Below are 21,062 nucleotides of genomic sequence, written 5' to 3' on the forward strand. Positions count from 1 at the left end.
GTCTACGTATCGTATAGAATTCGTGAACGTATACTAATCACTTTACATTCAGAATCATTTTTATCTATTGTCGAAACTTCCTGCTGAAAAAATAAGAAATGGACTTCCAGAGGAAGCCCACCACACGATCTAACTTGTATATATAATATAAATAAACTCTGGTGAGATTTTCTGTTTCTTCCGCTCCAATATAAGATCTATTAATCTCTTCCGACCACTTCAGGGTCACCGAACTGACGCTTATTCTGATTAAGAGTGCTGATTTGATTTAGATCTTCTTGTGTAAGTTCAAAATCAAAGATATCCGCATTTTCAGCAATACGTTGAGGTTTGATTGATTTTGGAATCGTCACCACACCTGTCTGGATATCCCAACGCAGGATCACTTGGGCAGTAGACTTATTGTACTTATTCGCAATCTCAACTAGTACTGGGTCGTTAAGAAGACTGCCTTGCATAAGGGGGGACCATGCTTCAAGCTGGATTTCATTCTTTTTACAAAAATCATGTAATTCCTTTTGATTAAAGACAGGATGATATTCCACTTGGTTCACCATCGGTTTAATTTCACAGTTTGCAAGGAGGTTTTCGAGATGGTTCACATTGAAATTACTTACTCCAATCGCGCGGACACGTCCATCCTTATAAAGTTTCTCAAGCGCTTTCCATGTCTCCACATATAATCCTTTAGAAGGTACTGGCCAGTGAATTAAATAAAGGTCTAAATAGTCTAAACCTAATTTGTTCAAACTCGTTTCAAAGGCCGCCAAGGTAGATTCATAGCCTTGATCACCATTCCAGACCTTCGTTGTAATAAATAACTCTTCACGAGGGATGTTGGATTCAGCTATCGCTTTACCTACTCCCTCTTCGTTTTGATAAAAAGCAGCTGTATCAATGCTTCTATACCCGACCTCAATGGCGGTCTTTACTGAATTAACAACTTCCGCTCCTTCTTGTACTTTGAACACACCAAATCCGAGCCAAGGCATTTTTACACCATTGTTTAACGTAGTCGTACTTAGCAATCCTTTTGTCATCATACTCTCTCTCCTTTATCTCTTTATAAAAATAGATTTCTTATATCTCTACATAATTTCTCCATTGATGAACAGGCTGCCAATTTAATAGCTTTTTAGCCTTTTCATTACTTAACAATGATTGAAATCCTGACAAATCACTTCTGAAATCCTTCACTTCCGGAAAACAGGTTTCCATAAGCTGCATGCTCTCCATATCCATACTCGAATCATCGGCAGCAATACAGAGAGGGACTGAGCCTAGTCCGTCTGTTTCTACTGCTAAACGATAAGCGGTTGCTGCGTCTCTTGTATCAATATAGCTCCAAAGAATCGTTTTTCTTAATTCAGGCTTATGTATAAAACTAGGAAAATTCTTATACATCTCAGGCGAGATTACATTACCTAACCTCATCGATACAACCTGCATACCTGTTCTTTGATGGATCATATCTGCGGTTTTCTCATTCACGATTTTCGATAATCCATAGCTATCTTCCGGCAGTTGTGGATGTTCTTCATCGATAGGCACATATTTCGGTGCTAAATTCTGTCTTGAAAAAACAATGCCATAGGACGATTCACTCGAGGAGATCACCGCCTTTTTAATTCCTAAATTCCCTGCTGCTTCTAAAATATTATAGGTACTCATCACATTATTTTGGAATGTTACTTCGTTTGGATGGGAGTATGCAACGGGTATAGCTGCCAGATGTACAACCGCATCAGCTCCTGCTAAGACGCCATAAACTTCGCCAAGATTTGTTAAGTCTGTAATCACCGTTTTACAAATCGCTTCTTTTGGATGCCTAGTATCGGCATTAACCACTTCATACCCATGATTTAAAAATTCTTTTATCACATCTGGACCTAAAAGGCCGCTGCCACCTGTTACAACTACTTTTGGCATTTTCATACCTCCGATTTAAACTTCCACAGCTTGTGGATGATTAACTGATACCAATTCTAAGTCTGCAGCCATTGCATTTAATTCAACTTGTTCTACATTTTTGCATCCTGGAATTACACTCGTAACGGCTGGATGCTTTAGGCACCATGCAAGTGCCCATTGAGCCATGTTAACTCCTTCTGGGACTTCATTTTTTTGAATTTCTTCAACTAGTTTAAGCTGTTTTAACACTTCACTTTGTAAGTGGTTATTCCGAACATCGTTTTGATCAAATACTGCACCTGGCTTATATTTGCCGCTTAAATAACCGCTTGCTAATGGTACCCGGGCCAGGACCCCAAGATTTTGCACTTCACAGGAAGGAAAAACTTGCTCCTCTGGTTTACGGTCTAACCGGTTATACACAACCTGAATCACACTGGCATTTACTTCTGTTGCTAAGTCCGTTTGATAGATATTTTGGTTTGAACCGATTGATATTCCTAAATGGCGGATTTTACCTGCCTTCATCTGCTTGTCCAACACAGTCCATAATTCTTCATTTTGAAATACGTCATCACTGCCAGAATGAAATTGATATATATCTACATAGTCAGTTTGAAGAGCTCTTAAAGAATCGTCCAACTGCTTAACGACTTCCCCAGCGGACCAATGATTTGTACGGGTGAAGGATTCATGAAAATGATGGCCGAATTTGGTTGCGACAATCCAATCCTCCCTGTTTTGATTCTTTAAGTAGCTGCCGATAAATTTTTCAGAAAGGTGGTCACCGTAACATTCGGCTGTATCAATCAAATTAATTCCCATTTCCTTGGCTTTGTCTAGGATTTCATCCACTTCTTTTTGTGTGAAATCTTTTCCCCATTCTCCGCCATATTGCCAAGTACCAATTCCGACAACAGACACATTTAAATCTGTTTTTCCAAGCTTGCGGTATTTCATTTGTTTGATCTCCCTTTCTATATCTTGATAATTACCTTACACAAAAAAGTATACGTTTTCATCATTTAAACAACAACCACTGAAATATTTTTGATATACTAACCTATATATTATTTACTATAAAATTTATAGTTTCTATAAATTAGAAAGAGGTAGTCTATGAGCGAAATAAAAGAAACTTTAGAGATTGAATGTTCGATTGAAAAAGCACTTAGTGTAATTGGTGGAAAGTGGTCTTTTCTCGTATTAAGAGAGTTATTCGAAGGGACAAAACGGTTTGGAGAATTACAGAAGGCAATTTCAAATGTAAGTCCAAAGGCCTTAACCGATACGCTAAGACATTTAGAATCCAATGGTGTTCTAATTCGGACTGTTTACGCTACAGTACCCGTAACCGTTGAATATTCACTTACTGAAAAGGGACAATCCTTACATACCATAATCAAAGAAATGAAATACTGGGGTTCTTACTGGGCTTAGAGTTATTTTTAAATTTTTTATTTAATTTAGAAAGTGAGTTTTGAAGGTATTTTCCTGTTTGTGTATGTAAATTTACGCTGGGTTATGAATACTATAAGATACCCCCTTTAAGGAGCGTTTCGGAAAATGACTATTCGTGGAGAAGACCTTCTTATTTCAGGAGCATGGTTACTAGGAATTGGCTCACTTATTGATACAATCGGGCAGACCCAGCAAACTTTCACCCACAGCGATCTGGGGAAAGATTTAATCATAAAAGGAAATGGGATTGAAGCTCTCGGAAATACGTTGCAAGCCATTGGGAGAACCAGGTTGTTAAAACCAGAGCGGGAGCTATCGCAACTATATACCATCTTCGGTAATTGGCTTGAGGCGGCTGGTAATACTACAAATTCAGTTGGAGTAAGTATTGACATTAATGGCGCTGAGGATGAGGGAATAATAATAGATACCCTTGGCAGTGGAGTCCAAGGTCTTGGTGCAGCCTTTGAAGCAATTGGTGCATCCCTTGAAGAAGTTTCATCCTATAGGACACTTGCTATTACAGGAAATAGCTTCATTTCGTTAGGCTCTTTTTTAGGAGCAATCGGTAATATTTATGTTATTAACGAAAAAAATGTAATTGGAGAACAGATTCTATTAGTTGGTAGCTGGATTCAATTCATTGGTTCATTAATATTAATTAATGCCATTACCCTTGAGGTTGAAAACATGGAACAAACGAAAAAAAATGTAAATGGTGATTCATATCCCTATTCTTATAAGAATTATTCTTTCACTTATACCTGATTGAGTGCAACCAAGACCGATGTAATTAGTTTGTTTATATATTAATCTGATAAACAGTGTATACCTGTTATTTAATTCAAAATTGCTTTTCATGAATTAAAAAAGACCTCCTGTAGAGGCCCTTATTGTCTTATTCACGAATTCCCATATGAACGGAAATTGTTTTATTATTTCCCACAGCATTTTTTATATTTTTTCCCACTGCCACAAGTGCATGGATCATTTCTGCCAACTTTAATTACGTTTCGGACAGGAGCTTGCGAGAAATCATTCCCCTTTTGCCTAAAGTCCAATTCTCTTTCCAGTGCGACTTGTCTCCATAGGGCTAGTTCTCTATGCTTTAATCCAAGTATCGAAAAGTAGCTATAGACGGTCTGTTCAATATCAACAAGGCCAGAAGAATAATCAAGCTTCATATGTTCGTTAATTTCAGGGAGAGGTTCTTCGGAAAGCTGGTGACAAAGTGCTTCGATGAGAATATCTTGATGATCCAGTTCTTTTGCAGAAGTGTACGCTTCTCTTAAAACCTTAACCCCCAAGTCTGACTTAATATTTTCAACAATCGAAGCTGCATAAATAATGGAATTGTCTTTTTTAAGATAAGGTGCTACTTCCTTAACCACCTGATCACTCTGGAAACTGATTAACGTTGCGGATAGTTCTTCTAACAAACTGTCCTCATCGCGATCCAATAAGCGAACCAATAAAGGAATATATCTTTCTAATTTTAACAATCCAATCATATAGACCGTTAAGATTCCATTAAAAGAAAACCATTGTTCCTTTAATTCCTCTTCAAGTACAAGGTCCATTTCATTTTCTGTAACCCAGCCCTTTTTCACCAAACAGGCTGCAAGTCTTTTTGCGTTTATGTAGAAAGCATGCTGCTCAGAACCGGAACGCTCAAGGTCATTTAAGATTTGACCATATTCCGAGTACACTTCTTCTTGGGTGCCATCTATCAATAAATCATATAAAGTCCATGTGCTCTTCGGAATATATTCTTGAAGCTGTTTCTTATATTTAAGAGCTAGTTCTGGTTCGATTCGTTGGATTAAGTTCACCGCCAAATGACGTTTGGACGGGTCCATTAATGGGATATGTTCAAGTAATAACTTAACAGCCTCTTCATTGAAGGTTTGATTTTCTACATAAATCAAGATCGAGGATAGTTTGACTTTATTTCGAAATGCTTCTTTCAGCAATTCATTGGTCCATTCTTCTGGGACATGCGGATAATCATGCAGGGCATGCAGAACTACCTCTTGAATTAAAATATCATCGCTAATCAAGTGTGGTTTAATTTTTTCTAAAAAGGTCATTATGTACCCTCTCGTTCTTTTATGTTATCTGTACAATTATTCTACTTTATTATACAGGCAAAGTAAAAAACGAGCCGAATCATAACGGGTTCCGTTTCCTGTCGTAAAAACCGAAAATGCAATCGAAAATGTTGGCCAATTTGTGCTGCCTTTTGTATCTGTTTTAGCTGTAAAAATTTAAATGGCTCATTTCACTATACTGACCAACTACTGGATTCATTTTTATCTCTTCCTCTCAAAAATTACTCACCAGTAACCCCTATTCCACCTTGAAATATCATAGCTTCGCTTGTTATACGAGATCTGCGTCCCAACCAGCCTCAAACATGTTTCTAAAAGTAGGGGGCGGACAGTTTAGTTGACTGGATCATTGTCCCACGCACCCGTACGTCCTACCCTGGCTACTGATATAATAGAATCTATTAAAAAAAGGTCAACCAGTAAAAACTGGTTAACCTCATAATACGAATGACCCTTTACTTTAAGTACAATACTTCACAATCTCATCGTACTATGAAACAACCTCAAATTTCAGGGTGTTTCGTTTTACTATGATATATTCACCTGTTGATTTATTCATTACTTGAGACACTTCCTTCGTATGCGTTATCTCAAACCAATCATTTTGTATATCCACCAGTAATTTTACTTCCACATCACTTTCCCCATATTTTAAACCACTATAAGATAATTTTGTCATCGTAGTCATCCCTTTCTTAATGAATACTATTCGTCTGATGAGACATGGGACATATTCTTCTTATTGTATTATCCTGCACCGTTAGTTCTATAACAAAGAAGGCTCGCCGCAGCGATACCCGTTCTTTCACTATCGCCCCCATTAGTTGAAAAAGGACGATCACCATTTATGTGGAAATCGTCCTTTTTTATTTCCTGCTGAACAGTATCGTTGTACTGTGCAGCTGGAAAGTTGTTCTTCTTAAAGATAAGCGCTCTACAGACCAAAAAGAGATAGTGGGTTAATCCTTTACATCTTCCTTGTATATTTCACTAACTAGCTGCCATAACGCGTTGTTTTCTTTATTTTTCGGTCCAATCCTATTACAATTTTCATATTGAGGCTTTGAATTCCTTTATTTTTTGCATTAAACCCTAATAAATTTTCAGAGGTAACTAATTATTATGTCGTTTGTTAACTTCAATTGTAATGAACTCCGGCAAATAGCTGGGAGTACATCCTTTTGCTACTATTTCATCTTTGTAAAGACCCGTTTTCTCACCAAGTTTAATACAACGTGCACGATTCTTTTCATCATAAACGCCTATCCAGCCTGCGGTGAAATTCATAGCCCATTGAACTTCCGGTTCTTCCTGCGTAATATTAGCTTCTAATGCAGATAGCAAGTATGCAGTGTTATCAGGCGGTGTTTGTCCAGTCCATCTCAATCGCCCTTGATAATACCAGAAAGCTCGCCTTTGAAGAGCAGAAGGACTATTTTCCCATGACTCCATCAATGCAATATTCTTCTTGTCTTTGGTGAGCTGATTAGCCATTAACCAATCCATTAAGTTATTTCGCTCATCAAAAGTGTGAGTCTGCATATCCTTATCAAGCTTATTTAGCAGATCTTGTGAAAGAAGTTTTTTGTCCATAATTAAGATTGCTAATAGTCTGGGCAAAAACTTTTCGGTTGACCAAAGTTCCATAGCTAGTTCGTGATCTTTTTTAATGTCCTTCGCGATTTTTCGTAAGTCGCCTAGCTTAGTTTTACTATTGATCTGAGGTAGAATGTTTTCTGCTTTTGAAAAGCGTTTTATTTCTGTACCTTTATTTTCATTCATCTTATACAGCTCCTTTATTAAAGCACTGTTTCATAATATGTCCTTGACGGGATATATCAAGAACTTAATTTCGTTATAAGTCTTATTGCAGTGGTGTGTCTCCAAAGTTAATATTGTAGTATATATCGTATTAAAGCTTTCTCCACCTATAATAGAAGAGCAACCATCTTTAATATAATAATAACATTTACTTCCTTTTAATTGGATACGAAAAGAGCATTCCTTTTTAAAGAAACGCACCCTGTTAGTTCAATTAGCATCATAATACTTTAGATTTACTACTTCTCCTGGGAGTTTATCTACCGAACAAAACAACTCCCATCATAAAAAAACATACAATAGAAATTATGTTTAAAATTATTATCAACTTTGACTTACGAGAAATATAAGTAAAAAAAGTAACATAAGGACAACAAAACATACCTTTTCCAATATCCCCTCTAGCAATGGTTCAAAAGTCATTCAACAAATTATTAAGTTCTTCCCCTCCCCTTTTTAAATATTCTATATACCAGGTTTCTTTCTCAATTATAATTATTTCGAGTGCTCTAACTTTTGCAATATCTTGTAATTTTAATAAAGAATCTAAATCAAATTGGTTAGTTCTTATCCAAATATCCGCCAAGGATTCTCCACAAGTAAATCTTATATCTTCGCTATCTGTTAAATCATTTGCAAAACGAAAAAGAGCATCTTTAACTTCGCTACTATCGTATCTAACTAAAAGAGTAGCTGCATATTCACGCTCAAGCTCACAAGCTGTCTTATCCAGCAATAAATCAATGAATTTTTTAGGCGTAAGTTCTTCCCCTCCGCTTTTTAAAAATTTTTTATACCAGGTTGGTTTCTTCATCATAATTTTGTAGAGTACTACTAATTTTGCTATACCTTGTAAATTTAATAAAGAATCTAAATCAAAATGGTTAGTTCTTATCCAAATATCCGCCAAGGATTCTCCACAAGCACGTCTTATCAATTTGTTATCTGTCAAATCATTTGCAACACGAAAAAGAGCATCTTTAACTTCGCTACTATCGTATCTAACTAAAAGAGTAGCTGCATATTCACGCTCAAGCTCACAAGCTGTCTTATCCAGCAATAAATCAATGAATTTTTTAGGCGTAAGTTCTTCCCCTCCGCTTTTTAAAAATTTTTTATACCAGGTTGGTTTCTTCATCATAATTTTGTCGAGTACTACTAATTTTGCTATACCTTGTAAATTTAATAAAGAATCTAAATCAAAATGGTTAGTTCTTATCCAAATATCCGCCAAGGATTCTCCACAAGCACGTCTTATCAATTTGTTATCTGTCAAATCATTTGCAACACGAAAAAGGGCATCTTTAAAATCGCTACTATCGTATCTTCTTAATGCTGGACCGATACGTGCACCAACACTAGCTGTCTTATCCAGCAATAAATCAATAAATTTATTATGCATAGAATTCCTCCTTTAATTAAATTTATTTTTGCATATTTATCATATATTCTTTAACTTTATCTTTATTTCCTTGTTCAACTAAACTGCTCCGTTACTTTAAGTACAGTACTTCACAATCTATTTTTAAATTCAAATCATAATCATTACGTTTTATATTGACAGAAAATTTAAAGCATAGTATATTCATAAAGGTATAAAAAGGAACCATTACGATTTGAATAAAATATAAAGTTCCTTTTTAAATAATTTACGAAAGGTGATAAATATGAGGACAGTTGTTTAAATCTTTTGTTTCTATCCAAGTCTTTTAGACATTTAAGAATTTATTACTAGTAATATCCACGTACATATTCTGTGTTAATTCATTTCTGGATTCTTGTTTTATTAAAACAAGAAACTGATTGAGTTTGTCAGCTGGTATTTCTTAATTTAAAAAGTCAGAAAAAAACAAGTCGTAATCGTTATTATTTTATTAAAAAAGAAAAGGAGAGTTTATATTTATGAAAAAAGACCTTATAAAATCAATAGTTGCGTTTTCCTTATTAGGTACAATGCTGGCAGGATGCCAAGAAAAAGTAGATACACCTGTTAAAAATACTTCTTCTGATTCTGAATCTACAGAAAGTACCGAGCATTCCCATAATCATAGCCATGTACATAGTCACGATGATGAAAAAAAGCAAGAGATATATTCAGGGATATTCCAAGATGACGAAGTTGAAGATAGAGAATTATCAGATTGGGAAGGAGATTGGCAATCACTCTATCCTTTTTTATTAGATGGAATTTTAGATGAGGTCTTACATAAAAAAGTCGAAACAAACAAAGATAAAACCTTTGAAGAGTACAAAGATTATTATAAAGTCGGGTATGAAACCGACATTGAACGAATCGTTATAAAAGATAATACGATCACATTTTATAAAAATGGAGAAGGAAAAACAGGAGAATATAAGTATCATGGATACAAGATTTTAACTTATGAATCTGGAAATAGAGGAGTACGTTATCTTTTTGATTTAGTTGAAGAAGTTAATGGGGTACCAAAACATGTCCAATTTAGTGATCATAGTATTTATCCAACAAAATCAGAACATTACCATATTTATTTTGGGGGTGAAGAGCATGACACTCTTTTAAATGAATTGGAGAATTGGCCAACTTATTATCCTTCTAATTTAAGTGGGAAAGAAATCGTAGAAGAAATGAATGCACATTAATTGTAAAACGGCCGCATTGTATGCGGTTTTTTTTGTTATCCTGGCTAATTCAACTAAACTGCACCGTTAGTGGAACAAAAAAAGGCTTTACCCTTATTAAAGTAAAGCACCCTATAGTTTAAGTACAAAACTTCACAATATTTTAATTCGTAATATCTGTTCCTTCGGCATAATCCCAAGTTACATAATTTAATTCAATATCTCTACCTTGAATTGCACTTACATCTGCTGTCATTGTAAACTTTTGACCAATTCCAATATGTTCAGTATAAACCATAGTTGATTTAGCAATTTTAACTCCATTTTTATCATAAATAAAATAATCAATAAATACATCCTTTAATGCTTTACCACTGGTATTTATCATTGTATAACTTTTTATGAAGGTTGTTTCATTTTTTATTACATCAATTTTTGCATTATAAATCATATCCCAAAGTTTATCTCCAAATTCCATATCTTCTACTTTTTGTTTAATTTCTGCTATTTCTTTTTTTTGTGCTTTTATTTCTGCTTTTGCTTTTACTTCTTTTATTGCTTTTTCTTCTAAGCTTGAAGCTAATTTGTGATTTTTAATTCCTAATTTGTGAATTTTAATTCCTTGATAAATCCCAATACTTAACAGAAAAATTGAAATAATAACAAGTATAAAACTAAAAATATTCTTTTTCAAAAATCATTCCCCCTTTGAATATTTTAAATATTCTGATAAATAAAGCCAAGTATGTTCAGTCCAAGTTCTTTGCATTTGTGTATGACCTCGATGGCATCTGATGGTTGAAAAAGAAAAATCCCCCCCACGAATGATTGCCCTTTTCCCAAATTCTTTTTCAATTAAGTCCATACCTTTATTTAACTAAACAAATTAATACAAACGAATATAAAACTAAAATTTGTAATCCAATAGATAATAATTTTTTCTCCATTTCTATTTCACATCCCTTTTTTCTACGTTCCCGTTTAACTCAATAAGTAGATATTCTTCATAAATTTGAGCAAGGTAGAGACTCAACTAATTCTTATGATTGCTCAACGCAAATAATCATTCCAGAAAACTTCATTTTGTATTAAGTAAAGCTTAAAATTGACTTCCTTGTAACTAGTCATTATAGATACCAATTAATTTATCGTTCTAACAAAGCAAAACATTTAATCCCAAAGGATTACATCTATCATCTTATTCAACTAACCTGCTCCTTTAGTTCAATAAGAAAAAGGCTGCCGTATTTAGCAGCCAGCTCTTGAGGTAAAGACCCGTTACTTGAAGAAGAGAACCTTCGTTAATTTAAGTATATTTCTTCACAATCTTTTTAATTTAGTATTAAACCTTCCCTTTAAAAACAGCTTTAAATACCTAAAATATATATTCAACTTCAAAGTCGGTTGAAATTAATCCATTTTTTCTAAATCCCAATCAAAAGTTAGAATTGCAGATTGTTTCGATTTATGTTTAAGGAGGGGTTTACCGTTCTTAATGATCAGACTTTCAGCTTCCCAAAAGGTAACTGACTCATCTTCTCCAGTACGATTACAAACAAATAAACATAATCCAGTATCTATCGATCTTTGTTCCCACTCACCGTTTGGTCCGTATAGACCTGGACCCCAGGCGGACGGGGCAATTAGAATCTCTGCTCCTTTAGCTAAAAATCTGTCTGCAATATTTTTAGTGTAGGCATCTGCACATATTAAAACACCAATTTTAACATTTTCCATATTTATTGGTTCAATGAAAGCACCGGAAGTAGACCAATCATCTATTATACTTGTTATTTTCCTTTGTTTTCCTATTATTTGACCATCTCGGTTTATAGCAAACACTGAATTATAAAGCTCTCCACTTTCTGACTTTTCAGGACAACCAAGAAATACAACAGTATTCAAAGACCGAATTAAATCTAAAAAGTTTGTCATCCATTCATCGGGTTGCTGCTTTATCCACTTAGTTCCGATCTTTTGAGAAAATTGCAAGCCACTAACTGCTAATTCGGGGGTTATAATCCAATCTACATTTTGATCTGCCGCTCGTTTAACTGCTTTTTCAATAAGACATTGATTTTTTTTTATTTCACCTGCGATTGGTAGCAAGTGCAATAAAGCAACTCTTAATTTACTCAAATTAAATCCCCCTTTTAGATATTAAAATTAATGTAATTAAAAATTATATCATTCTGTTTATATTTCTAAGTAATAATAATTCTGACAAGACTAATTGATCTAATCTGCCCTGTTAGTTAATAAGAAAAAGCCACCTGGAATGGTAGCTAGATCTTCAACTCTTGCGTTCAAAAGGGTAACTGTACTGCTGGATTACTTATGTTTTAATACGGTTTACCAAATGGTTATAGGGACAAAGTAAATTTTGAAAATAAAGTGTTAATTACTATATAACTTCATTACAAACTAGTTCCATTGACTAATAATATATGTTTACACTAAATCTTTCCCATGGTAAACTTTTGTGCAAAAAAGAAACATTTTAACCTATTTAACATATGATTCATTAGGGAAAAAACAACTTCTTTAGGGAAAAAAGTTTTCTTTAAGAAAAAACAAAGGAGGAAAAATTTTGGTAAAAATAAGAAAATGTGTAGGATTGTTTCCATCACTTATTGTTTTAATGCGTATTCTTTTTGGAGTAGGTTGGTTATTGGCAGGAGTGACTAAAATTACTGATAAGTTATGGTTTAGCGAACCAGGTTTATTTTTGAAGGATTATCTAATAAATTCATTACAAAAGTCCAATGTCCCACCCTTTTATAAAGTTTTTTTAGAGAATATAGCTTTAGAACATGTAATGGTTTTGAACTACGTTATCCCAATTGCCCAAATTATACTTGGTATATTTCTTATTGTAGGTTTATTTACCATACCTTCTATCCTTTCTTGTCTCTTTATGCATATTAACTTTATACTTTCTGGAAATATAAATTTAATTAGCCTGATTCTTTATACAAGTGCATTTTCATTAATTATTTTTAGGTCAAATATATATTACTTCAGTCTCGATAAATATTTTAAATTAGATACTCTGTTTGTCATCTATGAAAAAGAAGGAAAAAGAACTGCCTCTATACCATCTAATAAAGAAAAAAATTATAGTAGTTCTTAAATAGTGCTTTTAGTTAAATATTCCTTTTAACATTGTACCTATCCAATAGAGCAACCCTATAATATTAAACAAAATAAAAATATATAACAAAACTGTTGTAATCCTCAATGTCAATTCCCCCTTACTACTCAATTTTTAGTTAATATATCATTATTTAAAATTAAATTCTAAAATACCACTTCAATTTTATGAAAATTAAAAACTGTCATTATTATGACGGTTTTCTTTTGTACTTCATTAAACTTTGTTCTATTTATGATACAAGCTTGCTTAATCTTGAACTCCCTCAGTTTGATACGAATATCTCTTGAATGCTCACTTATTCGCAGGATTTCATAACCCTTGTAATTGGATTTACGTGTAATTGAAATGAGTTCAGATCATCTTGGCTTCGTGAAGGCATAGTTAAATAAAGGAGTCAGCCGCCACTCCATATTTTACCATATAATACACATCTCCACGCCGCCCTTGGAGGCTTTCCCTCCCATGTCTCAACGGGTCAATTGCCCTCTCATTCCTTCGTCATGCCTATCCAAGGGGTGGAGGCCAGTTATGCTAACCTGATGGGTCACAGTGCCCTTTTGTTTAAGAAACCTGGTACTCCGTGCATATTTGAAATCCTACGAATAAGACAACATTCAAAAATCTAAGATAACTATTTAACTATAAGACTTTTAGTCATACTGTTTCTATGCTGCCAATGGGATTGTTTCTTGTAATTTATTTGCACAGTAAGATTCGTTTCGCTTAGCTATACCTACAAAAATTCTTGCTAATTTTCCGACCAACTTCATGATAGACTTCATTTTCTTCATCTTCTTGACCTTCACATTATATGCATGGATAGCTTTAAACTCAGGGTTATTCATCACAAGGCTCATGGTTGCTAGGTAGAGGAAACGCCGTAGTCTAGACCTCCCTCGTTTTGAGAGGACAATCTGCCCTTTCCATTTTCCTGAGCTTGCTTCAGCTAAATGGAGTCCTGCATGGCGTAATAGGGAATTCCCATGAGAAAACCCACTTAGATCTCCAGCCTCTCCTAAAATGCCAGCTAATGAAATTTCACTTATACCTTTAATCATAAGCAGCTTCCTTGCAAATGGGATTTTATTGAAAACTTCTTTAACTTGTTATTCACCTCTTTCGAGTTGTTTAATTGCGAGGTCATACTCCTCCAGTAATTGTTCTAAATGGAACTTATAAGCGTCCAGTGCTTGTCCAGTTCCAATCGAGGATTTTGCTAGATTGATTAGTAATTGAGCCTTTTTGGATCCTGGTTGTCGCTGCATTAAAGACTTCCATCCCCTCATGACATCTAGAGGCTCAAAAGAAGCTATTTCATTAGGAATAGGAAACAATCGGAGGGTTGCAATTGCCCCTTTACAAGTAACATCTTTAAATACTTGTCTAAGCTCTGGAAACACAATATCTACCCATCTATGGATTTGATTGGTAGAGCTTACGAGACGTTTAACAATCACGTCACGATTAGAAATTAAAACTCTAAGTTTCTCAAAGGATTCAGATGAAGGGTGAACAAAGGAATAATAGCCGTTTTTCACCATATCAGCGATAACGAGTGCATCTTTTTTATCACTCTTTGACTGAGTGTTATCACGATTCTCCTTGTTTCTCTTTACTAGGTGGGGATTGACTGTTACTACCTCAATTTTTTGTTTAACAAGCCAGTTAGATAGGTTTTTCCAGTAGTGGCCAGTAGGTTCCATACCTACTATTGTGGAATCTAGATTTTTTAGTCTTTTTAACTTTTCAATCCAATTTTGCAGTTTAACAAACCCCTCTTCATTATTTTCAAATGTAAGGGGATCTCCGACTACAATTCCACGGAAGTTTACAGCTCGAGCAACGTGAAATTGTTGAGCAATGTCTACACCAACAATAAGATGTGTATCGGAAATTCTTTCTATTAGTTGATTTTGTTTGTCTTGCATTTTAAAATTCATAGTAGGGCTTCCTCCTTAAGAGTCTGAGTTAGAGTGGTGTCTATACTCATATCTTACTGAGGGGCTTTATTTTTTTCAAACCTGATAATTAACGATCTACAGGAATGCTAACCTGCTTCGTTAGTCCAATTAGAAAAGCCGCCTAGATGGCAGCCTGGATCTTCTATTCTTGCACCCGCAGTTGAACAAGTTTTTCGAGAAATAATTAATTCCTTTATCTTACACGATTAATTTACAGCTATTGCCTTAATGTTGTCCATTCCTATTAGTATCTAGAAAAAACAGTCAGCACATACTAAATCTTTCTAATGTGTGTATATGATGACTGAATGATAAGCCTGTTCACTGAAGCAATTGAGAATTGTGATGTGTAAATTTATTTATCTGTTCACTTCAGAACGTTAAGTGCAACCTTGGCGGCTTCTGATATAAGCGTATTGTCATAAATGGCATTCTGTGTATCGCGGCTGGATAGGACCGCTATGACAATGGGAGCTCTATTCGGCGGCCAAACAATCGCAATGTCATTCCGCGTTCCATAGCTTCCTGCCCCGCTCTTATCATCGACTTCCCAACCTGTTGGTGCGCCAGCACGAATCAATGCATCTCCAGTGGTATTTCCACGCATCCAATCTGTTAGGATCTTACGTTTTTCAATAGGGAGCAAGTCGCTGACTGCGAAAGCCTGAAGGTTCATAGCAAGTGATTTTGGTGTGCTAGTGTCACGTGTGTCTCCAGGAATAGCTGAGTTCAAATCAGTCTCGTAGCGATCAACCTGTGTAACCTTATCGCCAATCTGCCTCAGTGCTGTTTCGAATCCCTCAGTGCCTCCCAGTTTGTCTAATAAAAGGTTCCCAGCGGTATTGTCACTATATCGGACAGCAGCCTCGATAACTTCCCGAAGAGTCATCCCAGTATCTAGGTGAAGCTCTGTCACGGGTGAATACGGAACGATGTCCTCGCTGTTGTAAGTGACTAACTCCTCGAGTTGATCAATTGAGTAATGCTGCAACAATGCACCCGCTGCTAGAGCTTTGTAAGTAGATGCGTATGCGAACCGTTCATGAGGCCGATAGGAAACGATCTGATTTGTACCTGTATCAATCGCGTAGACTCCAAGCCGCGCGTCAAATTGGCTCTCGAGTTCTGCAAACTCACGGTGTATATGGGGTGCTGGTGTTTTCTTGACTGCCTTTTCGGGTTTGTCCGAAGGTTTATTAGTGGCCGACCAGCCGCCGAGGGATACAATTGCAACCACTAGGACAAGCAGTGCATTGATAAAATTTTTCATACTGCAAATATCATGTGTTTTCCTCAAGATCTTAACCTCTTTCTATTAATAGATGTCGTGAAAATAGAATAAGTGGGTTTAATCAGTATGTATTGATTAACACCGTCTGCTATTAACTACAGATTCTAAAAATTGTAGATTACTTTCGAATTTAATTCGATTATTTATGCAACGAAATATTTATTCTGTTTTCAGTTTTTTAATATTCAATATCACTTCCATAAACTTTTGCTGCCCTTATTGCTAGTGAGAATTTCCTCCTTTCTCCAATTTGATTACATGCGTAATATTAGATTGTGTTAAAAATACTACAATTGTAGTATTTATTACAAACGTTATACTACACTTGTAATAAATAGATGTCAATCATTTTGTAGTTTGCTGTCCTTTTTCATTAGGGTCAAAATATGCTCGAAAAACCCGCTGGCTAATGATATTAGCTGCACTGTGCGGCTGAGCATAACCATCACGGTAGGCATTGGGTACAATAACGGCAATGGCAATCTCGGGATCATTGAATGGAGCATAACCAGCAAAAGAAAGATTCCAAGTCTTCACCCCATTTTTATAGGATTCCGAGGTTCCAGTTTTACCCGCGGCATTGTACGGTTCCTCTTTAAAATATCCTCTCGCTGTTCCTTTGGCACCATGGGTAACCTGCCAAAAACCTTGTTGAACCCGCTTAATCATCTCCTCACTCATATCCACCTGATTCAACACCACTGGTTCAATTTCTTCGATTACGTTACCCGGTTCATTGCCATTCATATTGGGTTCACGAATCTCCTTTACTAATTGAGGCTTCATCCGGTATCCTCCATTAGCAATCGTTGTAATATACTGGGCAATTTGCATCGGAGTATAGGTATCTAATTGTCCGATGGCAATCTGAAAGTAGGTGCTAGTATTGGTTCCTTTAATTCCTGCCGTTTCATTATCAAAATCAATACCTGTCGGGATGCCTAAACCAAATTGATTGAAATAATAGCGAATGGTTTCAATTTTTTTCGGATCAATATTCAGTGTGGCATTGGGAGCATAGTTGCCGCCCATAATTTCAATCGCGGTTTTCCACATATATACGTTCGATGAACGCTCTAATGCCTCTAATTCGTTAATTTTGTTCATAACTTCGTAGGAGGAAAAGGTTCCCGACCCCTTAAATCGCATGACCTCATCCAGCACGATTTCCCCGAAATCCCTGACACCCGATTGATATCCAGTTAATACGGTTGCCCCTTTTACAACGGAACCCTGTTCAAACGCATAAGTGAAGGCCCCAGGTGTAAAATCGGTAAACTTCCGGGACTGCCTGTTATATACTTTTCCTGACATCGCCAGAATGTGACCTGTTTTCGGTTCCATTGCCACAACAAAGGCAGTGTCAAGGGTATCCGTATGCGGCTTTTGGATTGCATTAACTAATTCTTCCTGCATAATATTTTCCACTTGGGCTTGGAAGTCCATATCAATGGTCAGAACAATATCGTTGCCGCTCTTCCCTTCCGATACAATGTCTGTACTCACCACATTTCCATCTTGATCAGTTACTGTTTTTACTTTTTCCTTTTGGCCTTGCAAAACGCCATCATATAGCTCTTCAATATAGCTTTTCCCGACGCGGTCATTCAAGCTGTACCCTCTAGCTGTATAATAATCTACCTTTTCTGCGGGTAAACCTTCATCTTCACTTGTTACTTCCCCAAGCATATTCCAAAACGTTTCCCCATAAGTTTTGCCCCTTTTCCAATCGGTCGTAGCATCCACACCCGGCAAGTCTTCCAGATTTTCATTTACCTTTGCAAATTCTTCCTCTGTTACATTTTCATTTTTAATCATTGACGGTGTTAGAGCGATGGCGGACGACAGCTTTCGGTAAATTGCCGCCAAGTTTTTGTCCATTGCCTTTAGATTGCTTTCTGTAATGCGTTTCAATTTTAAACGATATAAATCCTCGTCATTAAGCTTTTTCTGATTGTATAATTTCTCCTCCTTCTTTGTGATTAAATCCGTGCCATTGTTATGTACAACCAGCCAGATATCTTTCAAATCCCGATCGGTCACTTTATTGATCTCTTTATCAGTCATGTCCAGAAAGGTATTTAACTTATTGGCCAGTTCAAGCAATTCGCCCGGCTGGGGATTTTTCGGCGGTGTATAGATAATCGCCTTTTCTGGAATATTGTAGACTACTAACTTATGATTCGTATCGTATATTTTCCCACGCGGAACGGAATAGCTGACGGGCGTCACATCTGTTCTCTTTGCCTGAGCCGCAAAGACTTCCCCTTTGATAATTTGAATCACACCAAGGCGGAGAATCAGGAGAGAAAAAAGAACAAAGACCATGGTAAAGAGAGCATTCAGTCTCGATCGGATTATTACTATATTTTCTTTCTGTAATTTCTGCTTCAAAACACATCAGCCCTTTCATACTGGAAAGTTTGTAAGGTCGTTCAAAATACTACATCTGTAGTATTTAAACCCTGAAAGTCCCAAAAAGGAAGAGTAATCCTTTCTGGGGTAATTTTTAATATATCTTTTTATGTTGCAGAATCTGCTTGGCAATCTCCGCTGCCTTGCTTCCTTGTGCCTGCCCATCCTTATTTTGAATATTAATGGCAAAATAGTAACGATTCTCACCTTTATCGACAAAGCCAATAAACCAACCATTTACATTCTTTCCATTGATCATGCCGGTTCCCGTTTTACCATACAAATGTCCATTTTTTTGTACATCTATTAAAATTGCCTTATTTACCGCTTTGATATTTTCCGCTTTAAAACCCCAATGATTTTCTTCTAATTGGAATAATAATTGGACTTGTTCAATGGGCGAAATCTTTAATGAAGATTCCATCCAGTAACTATCCAAATTCCCTGAAATATCCTCATTCCCGTATTTTATCTTGTGAAAATAATCTTGCAGCTGCTTTCTTCCTACCTCACGATCGGTATTCTGGAAATACCAATTCACGGAACGGCCCAAGGCAGTCGCTAAATTTTGATTTTGGTTCCATTCTTTATAGGGATAAATTTTCCCATCCCAAAACTGATTATTGTTATTCGTGGAAATCACATTAGATTCCAATGCAAATAAGGCAGAATATATTTTATAGGTGCTATTAGGCGAAATTCTTTGTTCACTCATCTCTCGATTATAAATTTGATATTGATTTTTTGAGGGATCATATAAAACAAAGCTGCCCTTGTAGCCCTTAAAATAGGAGCTTAGATCTTCATAGACAGCATTCTTCCCGCTAAACTGATACACATCATCTAGGCCCGCAGTAACGGTGGTGATTGGAGCAAGGAATAGCACAACAATTCCTAAAACTGCGCAGATGACCTTGCTTTTCCATTTCAATAACAGAGAATCTCTAGAGAAGTTTGCTATGCACTGGATTCTTTGTTTGATTTGTTTTTTTGTCCCTCCTATACCTGGAGCAAACTGTTCAAGAGTACGATCATATTTTTTATCCGCAAACCGAATGATGGTATGCCCATAGTCGATATATCTACTCTCATCCAAGAGATTTAAAACGGAAGCATCACAGGCCAATTCCCGATCGATTCGAATCCTTTTTATGGCATACCATACGACCGGGTTAAACCAATAAATGATATTAAACATCCACATAATGTAATTCACGAACAGATCTTTGCTTTTATGGTGATGCAGCTCGTGCAAAAACACGTACTTTAATTCATTTAACGAAAATGCTTCTAGCGTTTTGCTTGGTAAAAAAATATAGGGTTGAAAAATCCCTACCGTGATAGGCGAGGTAATTAGAGAGGTCTCCCGCAGCCTAACGTTGCTTTTCACCCCAACCAACTCTTTGCACACTATTAATAGTTCATATAACTTTTGGTTATGAACAGCCTCAGCTGACTTTTTCATTTGATAGATTTGATAGTTTGAATAAACAGCAGCCACCACAAAAAAAACCACTCCAATGACCCAAACCGTAAAAAATAAATGGTAGACGAAATCTGGCGTTGACTTGTTTACCGATACCGTGAAATCATGTAATAGATCGCTGTTTGGCGCCTGAAAGGCATCCACTCCATTAATCCCTACGCTTGTCGAAGTTGCGTCTAAATGAAAAAAAAGTAAGCTTTTAAAATAATGAGTTCCTTCTAAAAAGTAAAAATTATTCCAAGGTAAAATGGTAGCAAGGATTGGAATGCCAAGAAAATACCATATATGATAATGTGCTTTCAACGTCATATGATTGTTTAATAGCTTTTTGATTAATAGAATGATGAAAATAAGGAGGGATACCACGATTGTACTAACAAAAATCCGCACCAGCATGGTATCCATTATTTTTCCCCTTTCTTGTCTCTCATGGATAATATTTTCTTTAATTCCGAAATATCTTCATTCGATAACTTATCATTTTCGATAAAATTTAATATCATTGAATTTAACGTGCCACCGAAAAACTGCTGCAGAAAGGATTTACTTTTTTGCTCAACATATTGGTGCTTTTCAACCAGTGAAGTATAAACAAACACCCGGCCATCTTTTTTTGCATGCAAAGCCTTTTTCTTAACTAGGCGTGCAAGCATGGTGTGAATGGTATTTGGCTTCCAATCACTCTTATTCGATAATTTCTCTACTACCTCAGGAGTCGAAATCGGCTCAAAGTTCCATATAACCTTCATCACTTCATACTCCGCTTCTGAGATTTGTGGAATCTCCTTCATGATAACCCTCCTACTTTTACAACTGTAGTATTTATTATAGCAAGACGATCCAGAAA

17 protein-coding genes and 1 pseudogene are annotated in these 21,062 nt (G+C 35.9%); 4 read left to right on the forward strand and 14 right to left on the reverse strand.

Going from position 1 to position 21,062, the window contains the following annotated elements; all coding sequences use genetic code 11:
* Nucleotides 1-200: 200 nt before the first annotated feature.
* The 3 genes from QUG14_RS04340 to QUG14_RS04350 are packed head-to-tail and all read right to left on the reverse strand — an operon-like array spanning nucleotide 201 to nucleotide 2,871.
* Nucleotides 201-1,040 (reverse strand): aldo/keto reductase, encoded by an 840-nt coding sequence (locus QUG14_RS04340; RefSeq protein ID WP_289344068.1) that lies wholly within the window; start codon nucleotides 1,038-1,040, stop codon nucleotides 201-203.
* Nucleotides 1,041-1,080: 40 nt separating this feature from the next.
* Nucleotides 1,081-1,929: an NAD-dependent epimerase/dehydratase family protein gene (locus QUG14_RS04345; RefSeq protein ID WP_289339308.1), complete on the reverse strand. Its 849-nt coding sequence runs from the start codon at nucleotides 1,927-1,929 to the stop codon at nucleotides 1,081-1,083.
* 15 nt (nucleotides 1,930-1,944) lie between these two features.
* Nucleotides 1,945-2,871, reverse strand: coding sequence for an aldo/keto reductase (locus QUG14_RS04350; RefSeq protein ID WP_289339309.1), 927 nt, complete (start codon nucleotides 2,869-2,871; stop codon nucleotides 1,945-1,947).
* Between the two features lie 159 nt (nucleotides 2,872-3,030).
* Here QUG14_RS04350 and QUG14_RS04355 point away from each other — a divergent pair, with 159 nt between their 5' ends.
* Nucleotides 3,031-3,351, forward strand: coding sequence for a winged helix-turn-helix transcriptional regulator (locus tag QUG14_RS04355; RefSeq protein WP_289339310.1), 321 nt, complete (start codon nucleotides 3,031-3,033; stop codon nucleotides 3,349-3,351).
* A 126-nt stretch (nucleotides 3,352-3,477) separates the two neighbouring features.
* Nucleotides 3,478-4,140, forward strand: coding sequence for a DUF6944 family repetitive protein (locus QUG14_RS04360; protein WP_289339311.1), 663 nt, complete (start codon nucleotides 3,478-3,480; stop codon nucleotides 4,138-4,140).
* A gap of 167 nt (nucleotides 4,141-4,307) precedes the next feature.
* Here QUG14_RS04360 and QUG14_RS04365 read toward each other — a convergent pair whose 3' ends face one another.
* The 4 genes from QUG14_RS04365 to QUG14_RS04380 form a co-directional block, all read right to left on the reverse strand.
* Nucleotides 4,308-5,462: an SEC-C metal-binding domain-containing protein gene (locus tag QUG14_RS04365; RefSeq protein WP_289339312.1), complete on the reverse strand. Its 1,155-nt coding sequence runs from the start codon at nucleotides 5,460-5,462 to the stop codon at nucleotides 4,308-4,310.
* 511 nt (nucleotides 5,463-5,973) lie between these two features.
* Nucleotides 5,974-6,162 carry a hypothetical protein gene (locus tag QUG14_RS04370; protein WP_076370500.1) on the reverse strand — a complete coding sequence of 63 codons (189 nt, stop codon included), beginning with the start codon at nucleotides 6,160-6,162 and terminating at the stop codon, nucleotides 5,974-5,976.
* Between the two features lie 434 nt (nucleotides 6,163-6,596).
* Nucleotides 6,597-7,265: a DNA alkylation repair protein gene (locus tag QUG14_RS04375; RefSeq protein WP_289339313.1), complete on the reverse strand. Its 669-nt coding sequence runs from the start codon at nucleotides 7,263-7,265 to the stop codon at nucleotides 6,597-6,599.
* Nucleotides 7,266-7,716: 451 nt separating this feature from the next.
* A complete protein-coding gene (locus QUG14_RS04380; RefSeq protein WP_289339314.1) occupies nucleotides 7,717-8,706 on the reverse strand; it encodes a hypothetical protein in 990 nt (329 codons plus the stop codon).
* Between the two features lie 500 nt (nucleotides 8,707-9,206).
* On the opposite strand from QUG14_RS04380, the gene QUG14_RS04385 reads away from it, so the two are divergent.
* The gene (locus QUG14_RS04385; protein WP_289339315.1) at nucleotides 9,207-9,926 is read left to right on the forward strand and encodes a metal-binding protein ZinT; all 720 of its coding nucleotides are present in this window, start codon (nucleotides 9,207-9,209) and stop codon (nucleotides 9,924-9,926) included.
* Nucleotides 9,927-10,068: 142 nt separating this feature from the next.
* Here QUG14_RS04385 and QUG14_RS04390 read toward each other — a convergent pair whose 3' ends face one another.
* Both QUG14_RS04390 and QUG14_RS04395 read right to left on the reverse strand, forming a co-directional pair.
* Nucleotides 10,069-10,599: a hypothetical protein gene (locus QUG14_RS04390; RefSeq protein ID WP_283864649.1), complete on the reverse strand. Its 531-nt coding sequence runs from the start codon at nucleotides 10,597-10,599 to the stop codon at nucleotides 10,069-10,071.
* Between the two features lie 716 nt (nucleotides 10,600-11,315).
* A complete protein-coding gene (locus QUG14_RS04395) occupies nucleotides 11,316-12,044 on the reverse strand; it encodes a carbon-nitrogen hydrolase family protein (protein ID WP_289339316.1) in 729 nt (242 codons plus the stop codon).
* A 451-nt stretch (nucleotides 12,045-12,495) separates the two neighbouring features.
* On the opposite strand from QUG14_RS04395, the gene QUG14_RS04400 reads away from it, so the two are divergent.
* Entirely contained in the window at nucleotides 12,496-13,038 is a 543-nt protein-coding gene (locus QUG14_RS04400) for a DoxX family membrane protein (protein ID WP_289339317.1), read from the forward strand.
* Nucleotides 13,039-13,727: 689 nt separating this feature from the next.
* On the opposite strand, the pseudogene QUG14_RS04405 reads toward QUG14_RS04400, so the two are convergent.
* The 5 genes and pseudogenes from QUG14_RS04405 to QUG14_RS04425 form a co-directional block, all read right to left on the reverse strand.
* Nucleotides 13,728-15,002, reverse strand: a pseudogene (locus QUG14_RS04405) (IS110 family RNA-guided transposase).
* 388 nt (nucleotides 15,003-15,390) lie between these two features.
* Nucleotides 15,391-16,293: a class A beta-lactamase gene (bla, locus tag QUG14_RS04410; protein WP_483310792.1), complete on the reverse strand. Its 903-nt coding sequence runs from the start codon at nucleotides 16,291-16,293 to the stop codon at nucleotides 15,391-15,393.
* 366 nt (nucleotides 16,294-16,659) lie between these two features.
* On the reverse strand, nucleotides 16,660-18,708 hold the full coding sequence (locus tag QUG14_RS04415) for a peptidoglycan D,D-transpeptidase FtsI family protein (RefSeq protein WP_289339319.1): 2,049 nt from the start codon (nucleotides 18,706-18,708) through the stop codon (nucleotides 16,660-16,662).
* 115 nt (nucleotides 18,709-18,823) lie between these two features.
* Nucleotides 18,824-20,620, reverse strand: a complete 1,797-nt coding sequence (locus tag QUG14_RS04420) for a BlaR1 family beta-lactam sensor/signal transducer (protein WP_289339320.1) — start codon at nucleotides 20,618-20,620, stop codon at nucleotides 18,824-18,826.
* Nucleotides 20,620-21,006 (reverse strand): BlaI/MecI/CopY family transcriptional regulator, encoded by a 387-nt coding sequence (locus tag QUG14_RS04425; RefSeq protein ID WP_289339321.1) that lies wholly within the window; start codon nucleotides 21,004-21,006, stop codon nucleotides 20,620-20,622. The genes QUG14_RS04420 and QUG14_RS04425 overlap by 1 nt, the downstream gene beginning before the upstream one ends.
* Nucleotides 21,007-21,062: the final 56 nt, after the last annotated feature.

This window comes from Neobacillus sp. CF12, from assembly GCF_030348765.1.
Lineage (GTDB): Bacteria > Bacillota > Bacilli > Bacillales > Cytobacillaceae > Neobacillus.

What these genes read in the sequence shown, in the direction of transcription:
- QUG14_RS04345 (WP_289339308.1), bottom strand. Translation starts at nt 1,929, where the DNA reads ATGCCAAAAGTAGTTGTAACAGGTGGCAGCGGCCTTTTAGGTCCAGAT.
- QUG14_RS04425 (WP_289339321.1), bottom strand. Translation starts at nt 21,006, where the DNA reads ATGAAGGAGATTCCACAAATCTCAGAAGCGGAGTATGAAGTGATGAAG.
- QUG14_RS04370 (WP_076370500.1), bottom strand. Translation starts at nt 6,162, where the DNA reads ATGACAAAATTATCTTATAGTGGTTTAAAATATGGGGAAAGTGATGTG.
- QUG14_RS04355 (WP_289339310.1), top strand. Translation starts at nt 3,031, where the DNA reads ATGAGCGAAATAAAAGAAACTTTAGAGATTGAATGTTCGATTGAAAAA.
- QUG14_RS04365 (WP_289339312.1), bottom strand. Translation starts at nt 5,462, where the DNA reads ATGACCTTTTTAGAAAAAATTAAACCACACTTGATTAGCGATGATATT.
- QUG14_RS04350 (WP_289339309.1), bottom strand. Translation starts at nt 2,871, where the DNA reads ATGAAATACCGCAAGCTTGGAAAAACAGATTTAAATGTGTCTGTTGTC.
- QUG14_RS04375 (WP_289339313.1), bottom strand. Translation starts at nt 7,265, where the DNA reads ATGAATGAAAATAAAGGTACAGAAATAAAACGCTTTTCAAAAGCAGAA.
- bla (WP_483310792.1), bottom strand. Translation starts at nt 16,293, where the DNA reads ATGAAAAATTTTATCAATGCACTGCTTGTCCTAGTGGTTGCAATTGTA.
- QUG14_RS04385 (WP_289339315.1), top strand. Translation starts at nt 9,207, where the DNA reads ATGAAAAAAGACCTTATAAAATCAATAGTTGCGTTTTCCTTATTAGGT.
- QUG14_RS04360 (WP_289339311.1), top strand. Translation starts at nt 3,478, where the DNA reads ATGACTATTCGTGGAGAAGACCTTCTTATTTCAGGAGCATGGTTACTA.
- QUG14_RS04340 (WP_289344068.1), bottom strand. Translation starts at nt 1,040, where the DNA reads ATGACAAAAGGATTGCTAAGTACGACTACGTTAAACAATGGTGTAAAA.
- QUG14_RS04420 (WP_289339320.1), bottom strand. Translation starts at nt 20,620, where the DNA reads ATGGATACCATGCTGGTGCGGATTTTTGTTAGTACAATCGTGGTATCC.
- QUG14_RS04380 (WP_289339314.1), bottom strand. Translation starts at nt 8,706, where the DNA reads ATGCATAATAAATTTATTGATTTATTGCTGGATAAGACAGCTAGTGTT.